The organism is Mesorhizobium sp., assembly GCF_041661565.1.
Taxonomy (GTDB): domain Bacteria; phylum Pseudomonadota; class Alphaproteobacteria; order Rhizobiales; family Rhizobiaceae; genus Mesorhizobium.
Map to the genome: position 1 here is coordinate 1 of NZ_JBAZUD010000062.1, position 20498 is coordinate 20498.

The following is a 20498-nucleotide window of genomic DNA, read 5'->3' on the forward strand; positions in this document are numbered from 1 at the left end:
CTGGCGCACACGCGAGTGGATGGGCTGGTAGGGACAGCTGAAATGAACAGCTTTGAACCGCTGGCCGTTCGCTTTATCGACGCCCGCTCGATGACGGTGTCGACGATCACCGACGCCCGCAACGCCCTGGGCGGCAGGTGGTGCAACAAGCGGGCGGCCAGCTATCTTCGCGCCAAGCGGTTGATCGCGGCGGCGGAGGCCGGCGATTGCCGGCCCGCGATCGCGCTGGCTGCCTTTGAACGCGCCGCGCGCGAGCAGGGCCTCATCCGTTCCCCTCGCCGCACCCCAAGCCTGCGCGCGCTGGACAGGTTCATCGGCTCGCTTTTCGTGCCGAGGGCTCTACACGACCGGACCGAGGCGTAAGCGCCTATCGTCACGGACGTGCCTCCTGGAACAAACAGCCTTGGCCCGAGTTTCGCCCTTGGTCCTTCTCAGGATCGACGTTCCCAGGATTTGGAGATCAGACATGGCACCGCGCGGCACCCCACGCACCGACATCGAAAAGGGTATCAAGGCCGATGGTCCCGTTATCGAGCAGCAGGATTGGGATTCCATCGAGGGCGCCGAAATCCTGCCCGACTCGCTGACGGAGACCGACGGCGTCAACTACGGCATCGAAAAGGATGGCGACCTGCCCGACGAGGATGACGACAACGCGCTGCAGGACAGCGACGATGCGCTGCCCGACGACGAGGAAGAAGCCGCCATCACCCGGCACCCGACCCGCCAAGGCCGTTTCGACGAAACCTGAGAGGCGATTCGGACCTGTACCGCCCTGTCGTGCCTGCCCGACAGAATACGCTCGCTCGGGCGCACCCGACCTCGGGGATTGACGCTCCGCACGGTTGACACTTCGCCAGTGTCTGCCATCATCGGGCTGCAATCTCGGGGGACTCTGGCATGAAGAAGATCTACACGAAGCCGTTGCTTCTAAAAAAGGGCCAGCTGTCGGCGGTCACCGCCGCCAACGGCAACTCGAACCCACTGCCGAACTGATCTCAGCGCACCACCACCAGATCGTCTAGCACCAGTTGCCACTGGTGTTCAGTCGACAGGCGGACGCGTGTCACAGCCTTGAGCATTGGCGCATAGTGGACCGGCGTCAGCGCGGACAGCGTGACATGGTCGCTTGAGACCAGCTGGTCGCCGAGCCAGCTTTCAATCAGCGCCACCTCCCCTTCCGAACTCAGCCAGGCGGCGGTCAGCATGACCGAATGGAAGCCGAACGGTTGATCACGGCTGAACTCGGCCGGCAGTCCGCTGCTTGTGTAGGCAACATGGTCGCCCGACACATTGCCATTGACGTAGCCCTGGCTGTCCTTGGTGTAGTCGCGCGCCATCGCGTTCAGATTGCGCCATGTCAGCCCGGCATGGCCGGACGGGATCTTCCTGAAGGTGCGCCCCGTCACATCGTCGAAATCGATCGTCTCCAGCACCGCGTCCCTGGCGATGCAACCGGTTCGAGGCGATAGCAGGCCGAGATCGGCCGGATAGGGCGACAGCGCCAGCCAGCGGTCGAGGCCGCCGCCGGTGATGCTGATTGCATCGGCGTCTTCCGGCAGATCGAAGCGGAAGCCGGCCCCCGGCGGCAGCGCCCGCGCCTCGATGATTTCTCCTTCCCTCAGCACCGCCAGCGTCGCCGGTCGGTCATCACTGATGCGCCCGCCGAGGCGGCGGGGCGGTGCAAGGCCGGCCGGCGACAGCATCTCGCGCGACACCAGCCCGGTCGGCGAGCCCGGCATCGACTCGATATGGCGGGCCTGGACCTCATGGGCGCCTGTCGCCCGCCAGCCCGGCGGCACCGAAACCGAAAATCGCCAGTTGCCCGGTGCGCGGATCACCGCCTTCCTGCTTTTCATCGACATCGGAAAATTGGCGAAACCGGCATTGTTGGTCCGTGCCGCGACGATGACCTTGCCTGTCTCGTCGTGCAGCCGCACCATGATGCCGGCCATCGGCCGGTCGCCGACCCCGTATTCGCCGTCGCGGTCGACGTCGAAATAGACGAAGGATGAGTAGTTGAGCGTGCCGCCACCACCCTCCCAGTCGGTGCGAACGGCGTAGTCATTGCCCGGATCGGTCCAGCGGCCAGCCTTGCGGCGGGAACGCGCCCGCCACACCCGCCAGGCGATCCCGGCAAGCACCGCGACGGCCGCAAGCAGGAGGCCGGCGATGGACAACCCGCTCATGGCCGCGCCTCAATGGCAATCCAAGGGTCCGCGCTCACTTGAGCTCCACCCACACCGGCGCATGGTCGCTGGCGCCGTCCTCGCCGCGCACGTCGCGGTCGATGCCGGCGGCGGTCAGCCGGCGCGCCAGTTTCTTCGACAAAAGGATGTGGTCGAGCCGCAGGCCCGCGTCGCGCGTCCAGCGGTTCCGGCGATAATCCCAGAATGTGTAGAGCGTCTCCTTGGGGTGTTTCTTGCGCAACGCGTCGAGCCAGCCCTGCTCGATGAGAGCCGCGAAGGCGGCGCGGCTTTCCGGCTGCACCAGCGCATTGTCGTCATAGGAGCGGGTGGCGTAGATGTCGCGCGGTTCGGGCACGATGTTGTAGTCGCCGGCCAGCACCACCGGCACGCCGGTGCCAAGCAATTGTTCGGCGTGCGCGTTAAACCTTTCGTGCCAGGCAAGCTTGTAGGCGAATTTCGGCCCCGGTTGCGGATTGCCGTTCGGCGCGTAGAGGCAGGCGATGAGGACGCCGTTGACCGCCGCCTCGATGTAGCGGCTCTGCTTGTCGGCATCGTCGCCGGGCAGGATATCGCGGGTCAGGACGGGTTCGGTCCCTCGCGCGAGTATGGCGACGCCGTTCCAGGTCGGCTGCCCCTTCCACACCGCGCCATAGCCGGCGTCCGCCAGCGCCGCACGTGGAAACTGCGTGTCGCGCGCCTTCAGCTCCTGCAGGCACACGACATCGGGTTTCGCGACCGCCAGCCAGGCCAGCAGGTTTTCCAGCCGGCTGTTGATGTTGTTGATGTTGAAGGTGGCAATTTTCATCTTTGGTTCCCGAAAGCGTCCCTTCGCTTCGTGATCCTCGGGCTTGACCCGAGGATCCATTCCGTGACGGTCACCGTCGAATGCCGCTGTCAGAATTCCGTTCCGTTGCAATGCTTGAAGGTCGCGGCATGGATCCCTTGGGCTGCGGAGCAGCTCCAAGGGTCTGCGCGCGTCGCTTCGCTCCTTGCTCCGCCCTAGGATGACGAAGCCCTAAATCCTCTCAGCCCACCCCCGCACCGTCTCCGCCAGCGTCTTCAAATGATCGGCCGCCGAAAACCCGGAAATGCTCTTGCGCGGCTTGAGGTCGTGGTCGCCATCCTCCAGCCAGATCACCTCGATCGCATCCGACAGCCCATAGAAGGCGACCTCGTCGCGCGTGCCGAACTCGTCGCGCGTGCCCTGGAAGATCAGCGCCGGCGTCTTCAGCCCGGCGAGATGCTTGGTGCGCAGCTGCTCGGGCTTGCCGGGCGGATGGAAGGGATAGCCGAGGCAGACCAGACCCGAAATTTCGCCCTTGGCGAACATCTCGTCCGCCACCATCGAGGCGACGCGCCCGCCCATCGACTTGCCACCGATGATCAGCTTGCCAGTCACGCCCTTGGCCCTGAGGTCGGCGATTGCCTTGATGTATTCCGGATTCACCGTCTCGGCCCGAGGCGGCGGCTTGCGCTGGCCATAGCGGCGCGCGGCCATATAGTGGAATTCGAAACGCGCGACCTGGAAGCCGGCGGCGGCCAGCGCCTTGGAGGTGGCGGTCATCGAGGGAGAATCCATCGACGCGCCGGCGCCATGCGCGAGCAGGATGGTGACGGGGGCGGTGTCGTCGCCGTCGAAGAGGAAGGTGGTCATGGGGCGACATCGTCAGAGAGGTCGCGTTTCGTCACACCCCCCTCTGTCCTGCCGGACATCTCCCCCGCAAGGGGGGAGATCGGCAGTTTGCGCGCCCAGCCAACTCTTGCAGCGTGGGTGATTGGCGAAAGCAGGCGAGCGCTTGATCTCCCCCCTTGCGGGGGAGATGTCCGGCAGGACAGAGGGGGGTGTTCAAGTGCCCACATCACTCGCCTCACCCCGCCGTCCGCGCCAGCTGCATATCCACGAACTGCACGCCCTTGGCCGCCACCCCGGCCCACTCCGACTCCGCGTCCAGCTCGAGATACCGCACCCAAAGCCGGCGCGCCTCCGCGAGATTGCCCGCGTCGAATTCCAGCCTGGCCAGGTTGAACACCGGGTCGGCATAGCTCTTGTCCAGCGCGATCGCCTTCTGCAGATGCTTTCGCGCCGAGGCGTCGCGGCCTTGCTCGCTCATCAGGCCGGCGAGATTGAACCATGCCTCGACAAAGGCCGGGTCGAGCTTGATCGCCCTCGCATAGTCATGTGCGGCGTCGGCCGCGTGGCCGCCGGCGCGCAGGCAGTTGGCGCGGTTGAAGGCGGCGATGGCGTCGCTCGGGTCGATGGCGAGGCAGCGCCGGTAGAGCGCCGCGGCGCCGTCATGGTCACCGCCCTCCTCCGCCGCTTCTGCATCGGCGAACAGCTCCTCCAGCGTATCGTCGCCATGCGCGGCGCTACCCAGGTCGAATAGCAACTGCCCGTCGAGTTCGCTCTGGCCGCCTTCAAGATAGATCGCGTCGGATCGGCCAAAAGCCGAACCGACATTGAGCGATTTGGCGGTGAGCGAGGCGACCGGACCGGAGCGATGCACGGAGCGCGCGATGGCGCCCCAGCTCGCCCCGCCGGCCACCAGTCCGGCATATTTGCGCGCCAGGATCAGGTCACGGAAGGAATAGGGTTCGCCGTCATGCTCGAACGCATCGAACAGCGAGAGCACGTCGAGATCGGCGCCCGACAGCCGCGATTGCTCGATCAGCGACTGCCGCGACAGCGACGACGCTTCCGGCGCCTTGAGCAGCCCGAGCAGACGCAGGAAGCCGTTCTCGCTGACCAGCGTTCGCCCGGCCGCGCGTTCGGCGGCGACGCGGCGCTCGATGTCGGCATCGCCGTTCTTGGTCAGCCCGGCCTTGGCCAGAAGCGTGCGACCGAACACGACATGCGTCGTGCGCCTGGTGACGCCGCGCCGCAACTGGCCGTGCTGGCGCTCGACCTCGCGCGCGGCGAGCCTGAGCGGAAACGCCGCCAGCGCGCCGATCGTGCCGAAGACAGCCCCCGGGACAGCCGGTGCCGTCATTTCTTGCTCTTGCCGACCGCCTTCAGCAGATTGGCCTTCAGCGGATTCTCGGCGGCACCGCCCGCCGCCGCCTTCCTGGCGGCCGGCTTGGCGGTCTCGTCGGCCTTGCTCTTCGACTTGGCCGGCGGCTTCGACTGCGACAGGCTGGCCTTCAGCGCATCCATCAGGTTGATGACATTGCCGCGCTCGGGCGCTGCGGCGATGATCGGCTTGTGGCCCTTCAGCTTCTCGCGGATCATCGTCATCAGCGCGATCTCGTAGCGGTCCTCGTAATTCTTCGGATCGAAGGTGGTTTCCTTCTGCTTGATCAGCGCCTCGGCCAGCTGCAGCATCTCCGGGTCGGTCTTGCCGGCCGGAATATTGCCGAAATATTCAGCCGTGCCGCGCACTTCGTTCGGGTTCCTCAACGTGCACACGAACATGCCGTTCTCGCGTGCGCCGATCGTCACCACGCGCTCGCGGCTGGACAGCACCAGCCGCGCGATCGCGAGCTTGCCGGATTGGCGCATCGCCTCGCGCAGCACGGCGAAGGTCTCCTCCGCCATCGCGCCATCCGGCGCCATGTAATAGGGCGCGTCCTGGTAGATCACGTCGACCTCGCCTTCGTCGACGAAGGCCTCGATGTTCATCGTGTGGTTGGATTCGATCCTGACCGTGTCGAGATCGGCATCGTCGATGATGATGTACTGCTTGTCCTCGTATTCGTAGCCCTTGACCAGATCGGCGCGCTCGACCAGCCCGAGTTCGGGATCGACCGGCTTCATGTTGATGCGGTTATGGGTCTTCTTGTGCAGCTGATTGAACGAGATGCGCTCGCTGGTCGTCGTCGCCGGATAGAGCCGGACCGGACAGCTGACGAGGCTGAGCTTGAGGTAACCCTTCCAACTTGCCCTGGGCGCCATGATACTCTCCTACGCGGCCACACACTGACAGTCACTTGCAGCGCTCCCGCTCAAGGACGGTAGGCGCTCTGGAAATCCTACACCGACCCTCTCCTCTACAGCCGAATTCCTAGCGAAGTGTTCTTGAGGGTGGGTTAGCGCGGAGGATAATTCAAATTGTAGGAACCGTCGATGGAGATGGAAGACGAGAGGTTGGCGACTAGCCGGAGGTCCTCGTGCTTCGTCATTCTAGGGCGGAGCAAGGAGCGAAGCGACGTGCGCAGACCCGTGGATGACGAAGCTATGGGTGGCCGCGCCAGTTGCCGCGATTTGCCATCCGGCACCGTATGCGATCCGGTAGCCAATGCGATGCCGCAACGCCAGCCATCCGTCAACGTCTATAGCGTTGCTGCACGAGGGACTCAGCCAAAGCCGCCGCGACTTCGTCATCCACGGGCGGAGCAGCCGCGCAGCGGCGTCGCGAAGACCCGAGGATCCATTCCGTGAAGTTGGCCGTAGAATGCGGCACGTCAGGATAGATTGTGGTCATCCCATTCGCTATCATGACCACATGACGGGCTACGTCTACATGACCGCGAGCCAGAAACGCGGCACGATCTACATCGGCGTAACCAACGACCTTGGCCGACGCATGCCTGAACACAAGTCTGCCCAAGGCTCGCGCTTCACCGGTGTCTACGGCGTGCAGCGACTGGTCTGGTACGAGGAATATTTCGACGTTACCGACGCCATCCAGCGGGAGAAATCGCTGAAACGCTGGCCGCGTCAATGGAAGATCGAGCTGATCGAGAAGGCCAATCCGGATTGGTTCGAACTCTTTCGCGGCACTGGCTGGTGATCCCTCCTCGGGTTGCGTCATCTTGGGCCTCGACCGAGGATTCATGCCGTGACGCCGGGCGTGGAACCGGGGATTTGAATTATGCAAGGTAGCGGCGCTCCCAGGTCACGGCATGGATCCTAGGGTCTGCGCGCGTCGCTTCGCTCCTTGCTTCGCCCTAGGATGACGAAAGATGGTAGGCAAATCCCTGGCAAACCCGTCGATCTCCGCCTCCCGATGTCTCGAGCAGGCCCGGCAACAAGGAATAATTCAAAATTGTCGAAAGCGTCGATGACCTGGGGCTTCCTCGCACCAAGCAATCATGCGGCCTCGAGTCCCATCACCTTCTTCGCCGCTGCGGTCAGGAAACCCGACCGGTTGTATCCGTGCAATTCCTCAAATTGATCGATCTGGCGTAGAATATCCTCCGGAATGGTAACATTGACCCGGACAACCTTCTTCGCATTGGTTTTCAGCGAAACCAGGATCGCGACACCGGTTCGGTTATCCCTGTGCGACATGACATTTTCCAGAGAGGACGGCTCTGGAATAGCTTCCCTATCTTCAACAAGGCCCTCGACATGGAAAGCCAAAACCTCTTCGGCCATGGAGCGGGCTTCGTCCAGATCCTTGCCGGCGGTTACAACCCCGGGGAAATCAGGAAAAGACACGCCGAAGCCGCTTTCGGCATCCTTATGGATAAGTCCGATATATTGCTTCACGTCTTTCACCTCAGTTTCAGTCCGGACTGCTTTTCGATGCTGCGCAGCATGCCGATGGGTATGTCTCGTTTTGGATGCGGAACGGTCACCCGCCCCGGTTTGTCCTTGTGCTTGAATTGCGCGTGGCTGCCCCTTCAAACCATCCATCGGCCATCAATCTTGCAATGACTTCGGCGCTTTTCAAATGTGTATAAATACACACGTTTTGGCGTGATCTTAACGGACTCCTATTTGAAGCCAGGCAAATCCCGCGCAAACCCGTCGATCTCCGCCCACGGATCCCCCGATGTCTCCAGCAGACCCGGCAGCGAGGAATAGTTCAGATCCTGCGGCGCATCGATCGCCTCCAGGTCCGCCCAGCTCACCGGCGTCGAGGCCGGCAGGTTGGTGCGGGCGCGCAGCGAATAGGGGGCGGCGGAGGTGTGGCCGCGCGCATTGCGGTGGTAGTCGATGAAAATGCGCTTCTTGCGGTTTTCCTTGCCCATGGTGGTGGTGAAGGTGTCGGGCGCGGTGGCCGCCAGGCGGGTGGCGATCGCGCTGGTCACCTGGTGCAGCTTCTTCCAGTTCTGCTTGCGCGTCACCGGCACGGTGATGTGGATGCCGCTGCCGCCCGAGGTCTTGGCGAACGGCACCAGCCCCATCCCCTCCAGCTCGCCCTTGATGTGGACGGCGGCATCGACCACCTCGCGCCACGAAATCCCCTCGCCGGGGTCGAGGTCGAGCACGATCTGGTCCGGCCTGTCGAGGCTGGTGCGGTGCGTCCCCCAGGTGTGGAATTCGACGACGCCGAACTGCGCCAGCGCCAGAAAACCCTTGGCGCCTTCGACCGCGAGGTAGGATTTGGTCTCGCCCTCCGAATTGGCGGTGTCGAATGTCACCACCGAGGGCGGCATGCCGGTGAAGGCATGGCGCTGGAAGAAGCAGTCCTTCGGCAGGCCGGTCGGGCAGCGCACCAGCGACACTGGGCGGCCGAGGATGTGCGGCAGCATGAAATCGCCGACCAGCGCGTAATAGACCGCGATGTCGAGCTTGGTCGGCCCGGTCTTGCCGAACAGGCGCCGCCCCGGATTGGTCACCCAGATGGTGGCCAGGTCGGCTTCCGAGATCAGCCGCTTGCGCTTCGGCGCAACAGGTGTCGAAAGCCCGACATCGCGCAGGCCGCGAAACACACCGTGGCGCAGAGCATTGTCGGCGGTTCGGTTGGCATAGTGGATACGCGCCGAGAACAGCGGCTTCACCCAGTGCATCTCGCGCATGATGTCGCGCGGCGCGCCTTCGGGCGCCGTGGCGCCCGCCGTCAGCGGCTCCAGCCGGGCGAACAGGTCGGCGGCGGTCCCGGCATCGAAGCCGGTTCCGACCTTGCCGCGATAGTGCAGTTCGCCGTCCTGCCACTCGGCCATGCCGAGCGCCGCCAGCCCCTCGGCCGCTTGCGAGATCGTGTAGCCGGCGATGACGAAATCGCCCTTCTGCAGCGCCTTGCACTTGGTCCAGCTCTTGGACCGGCCGCTCTGGTAGGTCGCGGCGGCGCGTTTGGAGACGATGCCTTCGAGCCCGAGATCCGTCGCCTGCTCGTAGAGCCCCTGCCCCGAGCCCTCGACATGGTCGGAGAACTGGATGGCGGAATTGGCGCCCAGCCCGCCAAGCAGCTCGGCCAGCAGCGCCTTGCGCCGGACGAGCGGCACTTTCGTCAGGTCCCAGCCATCGAGATGCAGAAGATCGAAAGCGTAGAAATGCAGCCTGCTGCCGGCGCCATGCGCCAGCGCGTCCTGCAGCAGCGCGAAGCGGCTGATGCCCTTGGCGTCGAGCACGACGATCTCGCCATCGATGATCGCCTCGCGGCATGGCAGTTTTGCAAAGGCATGCGGGAGGTCGCCATAACGCTTCGTCCAGTCGATGCCTCCACGGGTGATGAGGCGCACCTCTCCTTCGCAGACATGCGCCATGGTGCGGTAGCCGTCGAACTTGATCTCGTGCAGCCAGGGCTCGTTCGTATTCTCCCCGGGGCCTTCGCCGCCCGGAGGCTTTGGCACTGGGCTCGCCAGTTGTGGCTCGATGCGGCGGGGCGCCGGCGCCTTCACCGCACCGGGAAGCGTGCCGGGCTTCAAGGACGCCGGCCTGGGCGCCGGCTTGGCGGCCCGTTTCGCCGCCGCCGCCAGGTCCTCGATGCGCAGGCCGGACTTGACGCTTTCGGGCCGGGCTTCGAGGATGTCGAGCTTGGCGTCCGCCGCGAGGTCACGCTCCTTGAACAGCAGCCAGTTCTTTTTCTCCGCGTCCTCGCCCGGCTTCGGCTTCAGCCGCGTCAGCATCCAGCCGCCATTGAGCTTTTCGCCGGCGAGCCGGAACTTGAAGGCGCCGGTGCGCAGGCTCGTCTCGACATCGTCCATCGGCGCCCAGCTGCCGGTGTCCCAGACGATCATCGGCCCGCCTCCATATTCGCCCTCGGGAATGACGCCCTCGAAGTCGATATAGTCGAGCGGATGGTCCTCGGTCTCGACCGCCAGCCGCTTGTCGGCCGGATTGAGCGAAGGCCCGCGCGGCACCGCCCAGCTCTTCAGCACGCCGCCGATCTGCAGGCGCAGATCATAGTGATCGGCCGTGGCATGGTGCTTGTGGACGACGAAGCGGTTGCCGTCGCTGGATGCAAGGCCGCCGGCCGGCTCCGGGGTTTTCGAGAAACGGCGCTTGGCGCGGTAGGGTTGGAGGTTGGACAGGGTGGTCATGGTCGGACGGCGGCAGGCGCGCCCTCCCAGCGCCGCGTTCCGTCACACCCCCCTCTGTCCTGCCGGACATCTCCCCCGCAAGGGGGGAGATCGCATGTCGCTTTGGCTTTCGCCAATCGCCCACGTCGGATGTAATGTGCAGCCGACGAAGCTGCCAATCTCCCTCCTTGCGGGGGAGATGTCCGGCAGGACAGAGGGGGGTGCTGTCCCGCCAGCATTTCAGATTTCCCGCAGCAGTGCGAAGAAACGGCGGCCACTCTCAATCGTCGGTCGCCGGCGTCAGCTCCAGCTCGGCCGGCGTAAGCCCCTGCCGCAGCTGCGCCAGCCGGAATTCGTCGACCCAGTAGGCCTCGCCGTCGACCAGCACACGCGCGCTATACTGGCCGGCCGAAAAGCTCTGCGCGGTGATGTAGACCTTGTGCTGGTCGAGCGCCTTGCGGACCGCGGCGCGCTTGGCATTCTGGCCGATGACGGGACTGAACATGACGCTGCCCTCGGTCGCCATGACAAGCAACATGGCCGCTTGCGCGGCCCGGCGACAGGGCTCAAGCATGACGCAGGGCGACTAACCTGTCAATTTCGCGGCGCCGCGCAGGCCTGGCTTGGACACTTTGCCGGTCCCGGGGCAACCGAAAAGCAAAAGGCGCGATCGACCGACCGCGCCTATGTGTTTCTCCGGATCGACCCGCGAACGGGCCTTGTCACGGCATGTTTTGCAGGAGTGGAAATCTTCGGCTCATGCCCTCATGCAACGCTTCAGACCCCGGCCGTTCACGGCGGCGGCGGCGCCGGCGGTACGTTCGATCCGATCGGCTCGGCCGTGATGACAGAGAGTTTCTCGCGCTTTTCCAGCGTCGGCTTGACGTACTTTTTCACCGATGGTGCTCCTCGTTCAGACAGAGGCAAATGATCCGCTTCGTTGCCGGCTGTCAACCGGGCCGGGCTGACCCCCGCATGATTTTCACGGTCGATTTCGGTGCTTGCCGCCAGGGGACAACGGCATGTAGAAACCAGGGCACGCGGGACGGATCGCGCCGGGAGGAATAGCCAATGCCTGACAGCGAATTGCCGCTGGTGATCAGCGCGCCGGAACCGCGCACGCTCGACCTCATCTTCACCCCGGCGCAGCTCGCCCGCCTGCGCGCCGGCTACCGCATCGTCGAGACGACGCCGGACGGACTGGCAAGACTTCCCGCCGATGTGCTGGCGCAGGCCCGCTACATCATCGGCCAGCCGCCGATCGGGCCGGAGACGCTGGACAGGCTGAAAGCGCTGCGCTGCGTCTTCAATGTCGAGACCAATCTGCTCAACAACATGCCCTACGAGACGCTGTTTGCGCGCGGCATCCATGTCGTCACCACCGGGCTGGTGTTCGCCGAGCCGGTGGCCGAGCTTGGCCTCGCCATGGCGCTCAACCTTGCCCGCGATATCGTCGACGCGGACCTCGCCTTTCGCCAGGGCAAGGAGCTGTGGGGCGGCGACGGCAACCGCATGGCCCGGCTCCTGTCCGGCGCCGATGTCGGCATCATCGGCTTCGGCGATCTCGGCCGGGCGCTGAACCGGCTGCTGTCGGGCTTCCGCACCCGCACCCGGGTGTTCGATCCCTGGCTGCCGCCGTCGATCCTCATCGACAATGGCGTCGAGCCGGCTTCGCTGGACGAGGTGCTGACATCGAGCGACTTCGTCTTCGTCGTCGCCTCGGTGACCTCCGAGAACCAGGGCTTTCTCGGCGCCGAGGCCTTCGCCAGCATGCGCAAGGGCGCCGCCTTCATCCTGCTCAGCCGCGCCGGCGTCGTCGATTTCCCGGCCCTGATGGCGGCGGTCAAGAGCTGCCACATCGTCGCCGCCAGCGACGTCTTCCCCGAAGAACCGCTGGCGCCAGACCACCCGGTGCGCGCCCTGCCCGGCTTCCTGCGCTCCGCCCATCGCGCCGGAGCGCTGGACATCGCCTTCAAGCGCATGGGCGACATGGTGCTGGAAGACATGGACCTGATCGATCGCGGCCTGCCGCCGTTGCGCTCCAAGCGCGCCGAGCGCGAGACGGTGTCGCGCATGCGATCCAAGCCGGCGGACCGGAATTGATCTTCAACGGCGCTGGAACCTTTTGCAAAGCGCCGCGTTGTTGAGCCGGATCGTTCTCCCATTCGATCCGCACCTCCTCCATTCAAATACCCCGTCAGGCTTCGGCCGGCGGGGTTTTTTCTGTCGCGAGAGCTTTTCCTGGCATGGGTTTTCGGCGCCCTTCGGCATGGATACGGAACGATCGTCATGCCGCGAAGTTTTCCACTCAGCCGGGCGGTGGGACGCCCGGCGCACTCCAGAGGGCCCGTCACGATTCGCGTCGGTGGCGGGCCTTTCTGTATCCGCCTTCGCGCTCACACTCTTCGCGGCCTGCACGGAACCTTCCCTGGAAATCGACGTTGGTTCTCGCCGGTCAGGCAATCATCCGCGAAGAGGAACAATTCCATGGGAAGCACCAGCGACAAGGCATCGGGTCTCGCCAATCAGGCAGTCGGCAAGACCAAGGAAGGCGTCGGCAAGGCCGTCGGCAATGACCGTCTGCGCGCCGAAGGCGCCGCGCAGGATGCCAAGGGCAAGGTCCAGAAGGCCGTCGGCGACGCCAAGTCGGCGGTCAAGGACGCCACCAACAAGACCGCCGCCAAGATCAACAAGAACCTCTAGGCGCTTTTCACTTTTGAAGAGCCGGAAGGCCGTCCGCGCAAGCGGGCGGCCTTGTTGTTTTGGGTCTGAAACCGAACACGGAACGCATTGCCATCGCGGACATTGAGATACCAGCGCGGTACGCGCACTCAATCCTGAAGGGGTCCCCGCATGGCAAGGCAAACACCGAAATCGACCGATACGGCCGCGACAATACACGATCAGAAACTCGAGCGTGGCGAAGGCGGGGAGCTGCACCAGACCGCCTCCGGCTCGACGCCGGTCCTGACGACCGCGCAGGGCGGCCCGGTCGCCGACGACCAGAACTCGCTGAAGATCGGCGCCCGCGGCCCGACGACGCTAGAGGACTTCCACTTCCGCGAAAAGATCTTCCACTTCGACCACGAGCGCATTCCCGAGCGCGTCGTCCACGCGCGCGGCTATGGCGCCCACGGCTATTTCGAAACCTATGAATCGCTGGCCAAGTACACGCGCTCCGACATCTTCCAGCGCGCCGGCGAAAAGACACCGGCCTTCGTGCGGTTCTCCACCGTCGCCGGCAACAAGGGCTCCGCCGACCTGGCGCGCGACGTGCGCGGCTTCGCCGTCAAGCTCTACACGCAGGAAGGCAACTGGGACCTCGTCGGCAACAACATACCGGTCTTCTTCATCCAGGACGCCATCAAGTTCCCGGACCTGATCCACGCGGCGAAGGCCGAGCCCAACAGCGACTTCCCGCAGGCGCAGACCGCGCATGACAATTTCTGGGACTTCATCTCGCTGACCCCGGAAAGCATGCACATGATCATGTGGGTGATGTCCGACAGGGCCATCCCGCGCTCCCTGCGCTTCATGGAAGGTTTTGGCGTCCACACGTTCCGGCTGCTCAATGCCAAGGATGAATCGACCTTCGTCAAGTTTCTCTGGAAGCCCAAGCTCGGCCTGCAATCCGTGGCCTGGAACGAAGCCGTCAAGATCAACGGCGCAGATCCCGACTTCCACCGCCGCGACCTCTGGGACAACATCCAGGCGGGCAATTTCCCGGAATGGGAACTGCAGCTGCAGCTGTTCGACCAGGAGTTCGCCGACAGCTTCGATTTCGACATCCTCGATCCCACCAAGATCATCCCCGAGGAGGTCCTGCCGCCGATCACGGTCGGCCGCCTCGTGCTCGATCGCATGCCCGACAATTTCTTCGCCGAGACCGAGCAGGTCGCGTTCATGACGCAGAACGTGCCGCCCGGCATCGACTTCTCCAATGATCCGCTGCTGCAGGGCCGCAACTTCTCCTACCTCGACACGCAGATCAAAAGGCTGGGCAGCACCAATTTCACCCATCTTCCGATCAACGCGCCGAAATGCCCCTTCCACAATTTCCAGCAGGATGGGCACATGGCGATGCGCAACCCGACCGGCCGCGCCAACTACCAGCCAAACTCATGGAACGAAGGTCCTCGTGAATCGCCGACCAGGGGGTTCCGCTCCTTCGCCGAGGTCGAGGCCGGACCGAAGACCCGCTTGCGGTCGGAAACCTTTGCCGACCATTACAGCCAGGCCCGCCAGTTCTACATCAGCCAGCATCCGGTCGAACAAGGCCACATCGCCGACGCGATAACCTTCGAGCTGAGCAAGGTGCAGACGCCGGTCATCCGCGAGCGGGTCGTGTCCCATCTTCTCAACATCGACGACGGGCTGGCCGCCAAGGTGGCGGATGCGCTCGGGTTGCAGACCATGCCCAAGCCCGCCCAGGCCGCCGTGCCGACGCGCACCGACCTGCCGGTCTCGGATGCGCTCAGCATCCTCAAGAACGGCCCCGGTCGTTTCGAGGGGCGCAAGCTCGGCATCCTCGTCACCGATGGAACGGATGCGGCCTTGCTCAATGCCTTGAAGCAGGGACTGACCAAGGCCGGCGCGAAGTTCGAGATCATCGCGCCGAAGGTCGGTGGCGCCAAGGCCAGCGACGGCAGCTGGATCGACGCGCAGCAGATGATAGCGGGCGCGCCCTCCGTGCTTTATGACGCCGTTGCGCTGCTGCCGGCGAAGCCCGCAATGGCGGACCTTTTGAAGGAATCGACAGCCCGGGACTTTGTCGCGGACGCCTTCGCGCACTGCAAGTTCATCGGCTTCGTCGACGCGGCGGCGCCGCTACTGGCCAAGGCCGGCGTTGTCGAGGATGAAGCGGTGATCCCGCTTGCCTCGGCGAAGGATGTCTCGGGCTTCATAACCAGCCTCGGCGATCTGCGCCTGTGGGCACGCGAGCCCAAGGTCAAGCTCGGTTGAAGCCAACCGGCAACTTGCAATGAAATGATTATGGCGCGGGCGGCACGTTAGCCGCTCGCGCCATGCGTCTCAACCGCGTCTGACAGCGTCCGCGTGCAGGCCGGTTTGGAAGATCCGCTTGAGGATGTCGCGGGCGGTTTCGCAGCGGTGCTTGTCCTGGTTTCGCAACTCGATGCCGCCGAGTTTTGCGGGTTCGCCGCTCTTGTGATCCCAAACCATCCAACGACCGGACGTCTCCTGCAGGCATTCAAATCTTGTTGGCAATACGCATTCCGATCGGCGTGAGCCCGAGCGGTCGATCCCTCCGGCGACCATGAAGGCAGGGTGGTTATGCGGAAGGCCGGTGTTCAGCAACCGCCAAATCACCATCCGAGCTCGGAATCTATCGAGTTAGAACCGTCCAAACAATTGAAAGGGATGGTTGGTACGCTTTCGGACCAATGCGGACTCGCTATTGGAGTGTCGCAAGCGTACACTGCGCCTGTCGTCAGCCATCTCACGGGCGCTGGCGCTTGAGAGTGTCGATCGTGCTCCCGCCCCTGCGGGAGCCAGATATTGAATTATGACATTGCCAAATTGACTGTCGCCGTCCCGACGCCGGTCTATCCGCTATCCTCTCTGTCCAGCTTTGGAAACGAACTGCTGCGCAGGATGAGCCCGGCGGACCTCGCGCTGCTTGAGCCCAGTTTGAAGCGGGTGGCCTTGCCGCTGAGAATGCCCCTCGTGACGCCCGATGTCCCGATTGAAGCCGTCTATTTCATCGAGCACGGAATAGCGTCGGTGGTGGCGCGCACGCCCACCGGACAGGAGGCGGAGATCGGGTTTATCGGCTATGAAGGGATGGCCGGATATTCGCTGGTGATGGACGACGACCGCTCGCCGCTGGCCTGCTACGTCCAGCTCGAAGGCGAGGCAATGCGCATCGACGCGGCATGCTTCAATGCCGCACTGGCGGCCAGCCCGACCTTGCGCTTGTTCCTGCTGCGCTTCGTCAATTACCTGCAGGTCCAGACCGGATGTACAGCTCTGGTCAACGCGCGGCTGAGATTGGCCGGTCGGCTGGCCCGGTGGTTGCTGATGTGTGACGACCGCGTCGTCGGTATCCGGTTTTCCATCACCCACGAGTTCCTCGCCACCATGCTGGGCGTAAGGCGGCCGGGGGTCACCGTCGCCCTTCAGGAACTGGAGGGACTGGCCCTGATCCGCTCGCGCCGGGGCGAAGTCGTCATCCTCGACCGCCCCGGCCTGGTTGCCCTGGCCAGTGGTGGTTACGGAGTTCCGGAAGCGGAATATTCCAGACTTTTCGGCGAACTCGACTCCGCAGCTCAATAGCCCGCCGAGAGGGCTTTGAGCCGTATTTGTCGGTTTCGTACGAAGACTCGCTTGCCGACTGTCGGAAGCGTACAAACGCTCGTCGCTGGGTACTGAACGGGCACTGGCGCTTGAGAGTGTACATCGTACTCCCGCCCCGCGCGGGAGCCTTACGATGAACGACCACGTCGACGGTGCGGTTTCCCCCTGGATCTCGACATCCTGCGCACCGCCTTCAAGAGTCTGATCGCCGAAGGTTTGCTGCCTGAAGCCAGGTGGATAGTCCAGGCCGAGGAAATGATCAGGGATCTGACAGGCTCGACCGCCGTCGACCCGGAAATCATCCTGCGCATCATCCGGAAGTAACAAGACGGCGGCCCCGCCCTTCGAACGACCTCGCCGCAATTGTCGGCAGTCACGGACAGCGAGGTCAGCGGAATGTCGGAAACGTACGATTGGCGGTCAGGCGGCCCGGCCGAACTCGCTCCGAACGATCTCCAGAAGCAGGCCTTTATTGTCTCGACCAACCGGTGCCCTTGTGCGCCAGTCACAGGCCGACCTGTCAAACTCGAGGGGCGCGTTGTAAAGCTCGGCGAAGCCCAGGATCAGGCGCTCGGCATCGGCGGTACACAGATCGTCGTGACGCGCCGTAATCTGCGCCGCCAGAACCGGGACATTGATGATCCCGTAGTCGTGGATTGCCTTGACCAGCGTGTGATTCAGATCGTCACGCAGCTCGATCGGGTAGTTTTTCATGGTCAACTCCTGTCCTGTGGACGGGGTTTTTCCCTCATTTCCACCATGCGCCAAGGGCTTCGTTAAAGCAAGACAATTCCCAAAAATTACTCAATAAAATCAATTAGTTAGTATTTTTAGCCAAGCGCTGAACAGAGGCACTGTGAGTAGCTGGTGCAACAAATGTGTTTGACTGCATCGGAACAAAACCGGCCATTGGCCAATTGTGAGCAGCATACGTTTCTTACTCATTCCGCTCGCAGGCGTTTATCGCCAGATGGAGCCAAGCGATGACCGACAATCTTGAGCGTCCCGAACGGCTGCAGGTCATGCTGAACGAGGACGAATTCGCTGCCCTGGACACATGGCGCTTTGACAAGCGCATGCCCAGTCGCGCCGCCGCGGTGCGGGAACTGCTTCGCCGTGGACTCGCGGCGGAAGGCTTTCTGCAGGCCAGGAGCGGCACGCGGTCCTCCGACTTCGGACTTTTGAACGGCGACGACCACAAGGCTCGCCCCGCGGAAACGCCGCGCCGATAAGAGCCGCTCGCGCGGCGCGCTTCCAGGCCGGAATGACTCGCTAACCGACTGTCGGAAGCGTACAGTTTGAAATGTCGCTGGCCGTTGCATGGGCGCCAGCGCTTGGAAGAGCAGATCGTGCTTTCGCCCCGTACGGAGGGAGCAAAGCGGTGGTCTTCAACGGTTCAGCCGATTCAGATCAGCTTTCGGTTCTGGCCAAGGTGCTCGACGAGTATTGCGTCCAGGGCGGCATTGTAGCCGGCCATCCGGCGAGGCAACGCCTTGGTCGCCGTGTCATGGAACTGTTCCAGAGCGGCATGGACAAGCCCGAGGATCTGCTTGCATCGCTGAACTCCAGCTATGACGAATGGCTGGGTGAGGTCGGCCTGCCCTCCTCCTCTTCGAGCCAGGCCGCTTTGTGGGCGGTCGAGGACAAGTCGGCGACAAGGGACCCCTCCTCCGCCCAGGCGATTGGCGACGGACCATCGCGTTCCAGCCAGGCCGATGGTGCCGGGCATTCCGCTCATTCCTCGCCGCGCCCTCTCCAGAGAAAAGATCCGGGCAAGCAGCGCTTCTAGCCACGTTCTCTGCATGTCGCTACCGCCGGGGGCACGCTGGCAATCCGGTTGGACAGACGCTCACTCGGACGCGAAGCTGGTCGAGCGCGAAAGCGCATCCCAGGCGTCGAGTTCGGCCTTCATTGCGCCGAGCTTCTGTTCGACCAGCCCCAGCGCGTCATCCCCCAGGAACAGCCTCACCGGCGGGGTCTGCGACTCCACCAGCGCGAGCAGCGCCTGCGCGGCCTTTGCCGGGTCGCCAGGCTGGTTGCCGCTCTTGGCCTGCCTGGCGGAGCGGATCGGGTCCATGACCGCGTCATAATCGGCAATGGTGCGAGGCGTGCGGTCCATGGACCGTCCGGCCCAATCGGTGCGGAACTGGCCCGGGGCGAGCGCCGTCACCCGAATGCCGAAACCCGCCACTTCCTTGCCAAGCGCTTCGGAGATACCTTCCAGGGCGAACTTGCTGCCGCAGTAGAATGAGATTCCCGGCATGGTGATGAAACCGCCCATGGAGGTGACATTGATAATGTGGCCGCGCCGCCTTTGGCGCATCCCGGGCAGCACCGCCTTCACCATCGCGACGGGACCGAACACATTGGCCGCGAACTGACGTTGGAGATCATCCATGGAGGATTCCTCCAACACGCCCTCATGACCGTACCCGGCATTGTTCACCAGCACGTCGATATCGCCCACTTGCCGCTCGGCATCCGCCACAGCCGCCGGGATGGCGGCGAAATCGGTGACGTCGAGCACCAATGGGTAGGCGCGGTCGGGCGCGAGTGCGGCAAAAGCTTCGGCGTCGGCAGCCCGCCGCACGGTGCCGATCACACGATGGCCAGCCGACAGCGCGCCTTCGGCGAACGCCTGGCCGAACCCGGAACTGACACCGGTGATGAGAAAAGTCTTCGAAACGGCGATCGCCATGGCTGACTCCAAACTGGCAAATTGATTATATCATGATATAGATACCAGCATGAAAAACAGCAAGATGGAATCTTCGTCCCCCGGCGTCAGAGGCGAGCCGCTTCGTCAGCGCGTGATCGATGCGGCGGAACGGCTGCTTCGCCACGGCAAGGCGGATTTCTCGATGCGCGACCTCGCCGCCGAGGCCGGGGTCAGCTTTGCGACCCCGTTCAACCAGTTCGGCAGCAAGGCAGCGATCATGCAGACCCTCTCCACGCGCCGGATCGATGCGATGGAGACCCGCTTTGCCGCCGCGCTGCCGCTGACGGACACCGCCGAGCGCGTGCTGCTGGCGATCGATACGGCGGCTGCCGTGATGCTGGAGGAGCCCGAAATCAACCGCGCGGTGATGGGCTGGCTCGGCACGGCCAGTTCGTCGCCCGGACAGGTCTGGGCGCGCTCGACGGCGCTCTGGACGCTTGCGCTGGGCGCGGGAGACGGGTTGATCGCGGCCCGGCGAGCCCAGGCCCTCGATTGCTTGCCGGGACAATTGGCCTTCGCCTTTCGCGGCGTGCTGTCGTTCTGGACCGCGGGGGAACTGCCCGATGAAGCGCTCGCACCGAATGCGCGAGCGCTCGCCAAAACCCTGTTGCTTGGCTTTACGGAACAGCGGGTATAGGGCGACCTTCGATCGTAGCGCCCGGGGCATCGGGAGGCAGCACGGCGGCCAGCAAGTCCACAGGAGCCGCAAGCCCGCTCAGCGTCCGGTGGATGCCCAAGGTCACCAACACCAGATCGTCCTCAGGTCTGCCATTGTCGTTTGCCCCGTTGGCGCCGAGGGGGGCCTTCACTTCCAGGGGGGCCTTCACTTGCGGATGATCCATTCGATGATGCCGGATTCAAGCGGCGCATGGTCCGTGAGATCGCGCAGCATGGCGGCGGCGTGCTCAGCCCAACGCGTTTCAGGCAACCCCAACTCGGCGACGGACGCCTTGAAGGCGTCCCGCAGCACATGGGAATCGAAGGCGGACAGCCTATGGGTGTGGTCTAGCATCGCATGTCTCCCGACGGGGCGGGAGCGCTGACGCTCTCAAGCACCAGCGCCCGAGGCGTTGCTGGTGGCGTGCGCACTGTTAGAGGCTTTTCGGTCGCCCTCTATAACAAAAGAGCGCTCACCCCGATGATGTTGT

Annotated in this window: 23 protein-coding genes and 1 pseudogene; 11 read left to right on the top strand and 13 right to left on the bottom strand. The window is 64.0% G+C overall.

Annotated features, from left to right (window positions below; genetic code table 11):
* The 3 genes from WC739_RS13010 to WC739_RS13020 all read left to right on the top strand — a co-directional run.
* On the top strand, positions 1-363 hold a 363-nt coding region (locus WC739_RS13010; protein ID WP_372953441.1), incomplete at its 5' end, for a DUF982 domain-containing protein.
* A 103-nt stretch (positions 364-466) separates the two neighbouring features.
* Entirely contained in the window at positions 467-751 is a 285-nt protein-coding gene (locus WC739_RS13015; protein ID WP_372953442.1) for a hypothetical protein, read from the top strand.
* Between the two features lie 149 nt (positions 752-900).
* Complete coding sequence (locus tag WC739_RS13020; protein ID WP_372953443.1) at positions 901-996, top strand: putative RiPP precursor; 96 nt, start codon at positions 901-903, stop codon at positions 994-996.
* 2 nt (positions 997-998) lie between these two features.
* Here WC739_RS13020 and WC739_RS13025 read toward each other — a convergent pair whose 3' ends face one another.
* From WC739_RS13025 to WC739_RS13045, 5 genes are all read right to left on the bottom strand, one after another.
* Positions 999-2189, bottom strand: coding sequence for a hypothetical protein (locus WC739_RS13025; RefSeq protein WP_372953444.1), 1191 nt, complete (start codon positions 2187-2189; stop codon positions 999-1001).
* Positions 2190-2223: 34 nt separating this feature from the next.
* On the bottom strand, positions 2224-2994 hold the full coding sequence (locus tag WC739_RS13030; RefSeq protein WP_372953445.1) for an exodeoxyribonuclease III: 771 nt from the start codon (positions 2992-2994) through the stop codon (positions 2224-2226).
* Positions 2995-3204: 210 nt separating this feature from the next.
* Positions 3205-3843 (bottom strand): alpha/beta fold hydrolase, encoded by a 639-nt coding sequence (locus tag WC739_RS13035; protein ID WP_372953446.1) that lies wholly within the window; start codon positions 3841-3843, stop codon positions 3205-3207.
* A 214-nt stretch (positions 3844-4057) separates the two neighbouring features.
* A complete protein-coding gene (locus WC739_RS13040; protein WP_372953447.1) occupies positions 4058-5176 on the bottom strand; it encodes a tetratricopeptide repeat protein in 1119 nt (372 codons plus the stop codon).
* A complete protein-coding gene (locus WC739_RS13045; protein ID WP_372953448.1) occupies positions 5173-6078 on the bottom strand; it encodes a Ku protein in 906 nt (301 codons plus the stop codon). The genes WC739_RS13040 and WC739_RS13045 overlap by 4 nt, the downstream gene beginning before the upstream one ends.
* 550 nt (positions 6079-6628) lie before the next feature.
* Between WC739_RS13045 and WC739_RS13050 the strand changes: the two genes are divergently transcribed.
* Positions 6629-6916 carry a GIY-YIG nuclease family protein gene (locus tag WC739_RS13050; protein ID WP_372953449.1) on the top strand — a complete coding sequence of 96 codons (288 nt, stop codon included), beginning with the start codon at positions 6629-6631 and terminating at the stop codon, positions 6914-6916.
* Positions 6917-7215: 299 nt separating this feature from the next.
* Here WC739_RS13050 and WC739_RS13055 read toward each other — a convergent pair whose 3' ends face one another.
* From WC739_RS13055 to WC739_RS13070, 4 genes and pseudogenes are all read right to left on the bottom strand, one after another.
* The gene (locus WC739_RS13055; RefSeq protein ID WP_372953475.1) at positions 7216-7617 is read right to left on the bottom strand and encodes a type II toxin-antitoxin system HicB family antitoxin; all 402 of its coding nucleotides are present in this window, start codon (positions 7615-7617) and stop codon (positions 7216-7218) included.
* 5 nt (positions 7618-7622) lie between these two features.
* A pseudogene (locus WC739_RS13060) lies at positions 7623-7801 on the bottom strand (type II toxin-antitoxin system HicA family toxin).
* Positions 7802-7844: 43 nt separating this feature from the next.
* Entirely contained in the window at positions 7845-10337 is a 2493-nt protein-coding gene (gene ligD / locus WC739_RS13065) for a DNA ligase D (RefSeq protein WP_372953450.1), read from the bottom strand.
* A gap of 259 nt (positions 10338-10596) precedes the next feature.
* The gene (locus WC739_RS13070) at positions 10597-10821 is read right to left on the bottom strand and encodes a hypothetical protein (RefSeq protein WP_372953476.1); all 225 of its coding nucleotides are present in this window, start codon (positions 10819-10821) and stop codon (positions 10597-10599) included.
* Between the two features lie 566 nt (positions 10822-11387).
* Here WC739_RS13070 and WC739_RS13075 point away from each other — a divergent pair.
* From WC739_RS13075 to WC739_RS13085, 3 genes are all read left to right on the top strand, one after another.
* Positions 11388-12419 (top strand): hydroxyacid dehydrogenase, encoded by a 1032-nt coding sequence (locus WC739_RS13075; protein ID WP_372953451.1) that lies wholly within the window; start codon positions 11388-11390, stop codon positions 12417-12419.
* A 384-nt stretch (positions 12420-12803) separates the two neighbouring features.
* Complete coding sequence (locus WC739_RS13080) at positions 12804-13019, top strand: CsbD family protein (protein ID WP_372953452.1); 216 nt, start codon at positions 12804-12806, stop codon at positions 13017-13019.
* Between the two features lie 150 nt (positions 13020-13169).
* Positions 13170-15278 (top strand): catalase, encoded by a 2109-nt coding sequence (locus WC739_RS13085; protein WP_372953453.1) that lies wholly within the window; start codon positions 13170-13172, stop codon positions 15276-15278.
* A gap of 69 nt (positions 15279-15347) precedes the next feature.
* Here the strand turns inward: WC739_RS13085 and WC739_RS13090 are convergent, their stop codons facing one another.
* Positions 15348-15647, bottom strand: coding sequence for a hypothetical protein (locus WC739_RS13090; RefSeq protein ID WP_372953454.1), 300 nt, complete (start codon positions 15645-15647; stop codon positions 15348-15350).
* Between the two features lie 282 nt (positions 15648-15929).
* On the opposite strand from WC739_RS13090, the gene WC739_RS13095 reads away from it, so the two are divergent.
* A complete protein-coding gene (locus WC739_RS13095; protein ID WP_372953455.1) occupies positions 15930-16610 on the top strand; it encodes a Crp/Fnr family transcriptional regulator in 681 nt (226 codons plus the stop codon).
* Between the two features lie 441 nt (positions 16611-17051).
* Here WC739_RS13095 and WC739_RS13100 read toward each other — a convergent pair whose 3' ends face one another.
* Positions 17052-17345 (bottom strand): hypothetical protein, encoded by a 294-nt coding sequence (locus tag WC739_RS13100; protein WP_372953456.1) that lies wholly within the window; start codon positions 17343-17345, stop codon positions 17052-17054.
* Between the two features lie 269 nt (positions 17346-17614).
* On the opposite strand from WC739_RS13100, the gene WC739_RS13105 reads away from it, so the two are divergent.
* Positions 17615-17863: a hypothetical protein gene (locus WC739_RS13105; RefSeq protein ID WP_372953457.1), complete on the top strand. Its 249-nt coding sequence runs from the start codon at positions 17615-17617 to the stop codon at positions 17861-17863.
* 149 nt (positions 17864-18012) lie between these two features.
* Entirely contained in the window at positions 18013-18420 is a 408-nt protein-coding gene (locus WC739_RS13110; protein ID WP_372953458.1) for a hypothetical protein, read from the top strand.
* Between the two features lie 60 nt (positions 18421-18480).
* Here WC739_RS13110 and WC739_RS13115 read toward each other — a convergent pair whose 3' ends face one another.
* On the bottom strand, positions 18481-19329 hold the full coding sequence (locus WC739_RS13115) for an oxidoreductase (RefSeq protein WP_372953459.1): 849 nt from the start codon (positions 19327-19329) through the stop codon (positions 18481-18483).
* A 49-nt stretch (positions 19330-19378) separates the two neighbouring features.
* Between WC739_RS13115 and WC739_RS13120 the strand changes: the two genes are divergently transcribed.
* The gene (locus WC739_RS13120; RefSeq protein WP_372953460.1) at positions 19379-19987 is read left to right on the top strand and encodes a TetR/AcrR family transcriptional regulator; all 609 of its coding nucleotides are present in this window, start codon (positions 19379-19381) and stop codon (positions 19985-19987) included.
* Between the two features lie 186 nt (positions 19988-20173).
* Here the strand turns inward: WC739_RS13120 and WC739_RS13125 are convergent, their stop codons facing one another.
* A complete protein-coding gene (locus WC739_RS13125) occupies positions 20174-20362 on the bottom strand; it encodes a hypothetical protein (RefSeq protein WP_372953461.1) in 189 nt (62 codons plus the stop codon).
* Positions 20363-20498 lie beyond the last annotated feature (136 nt).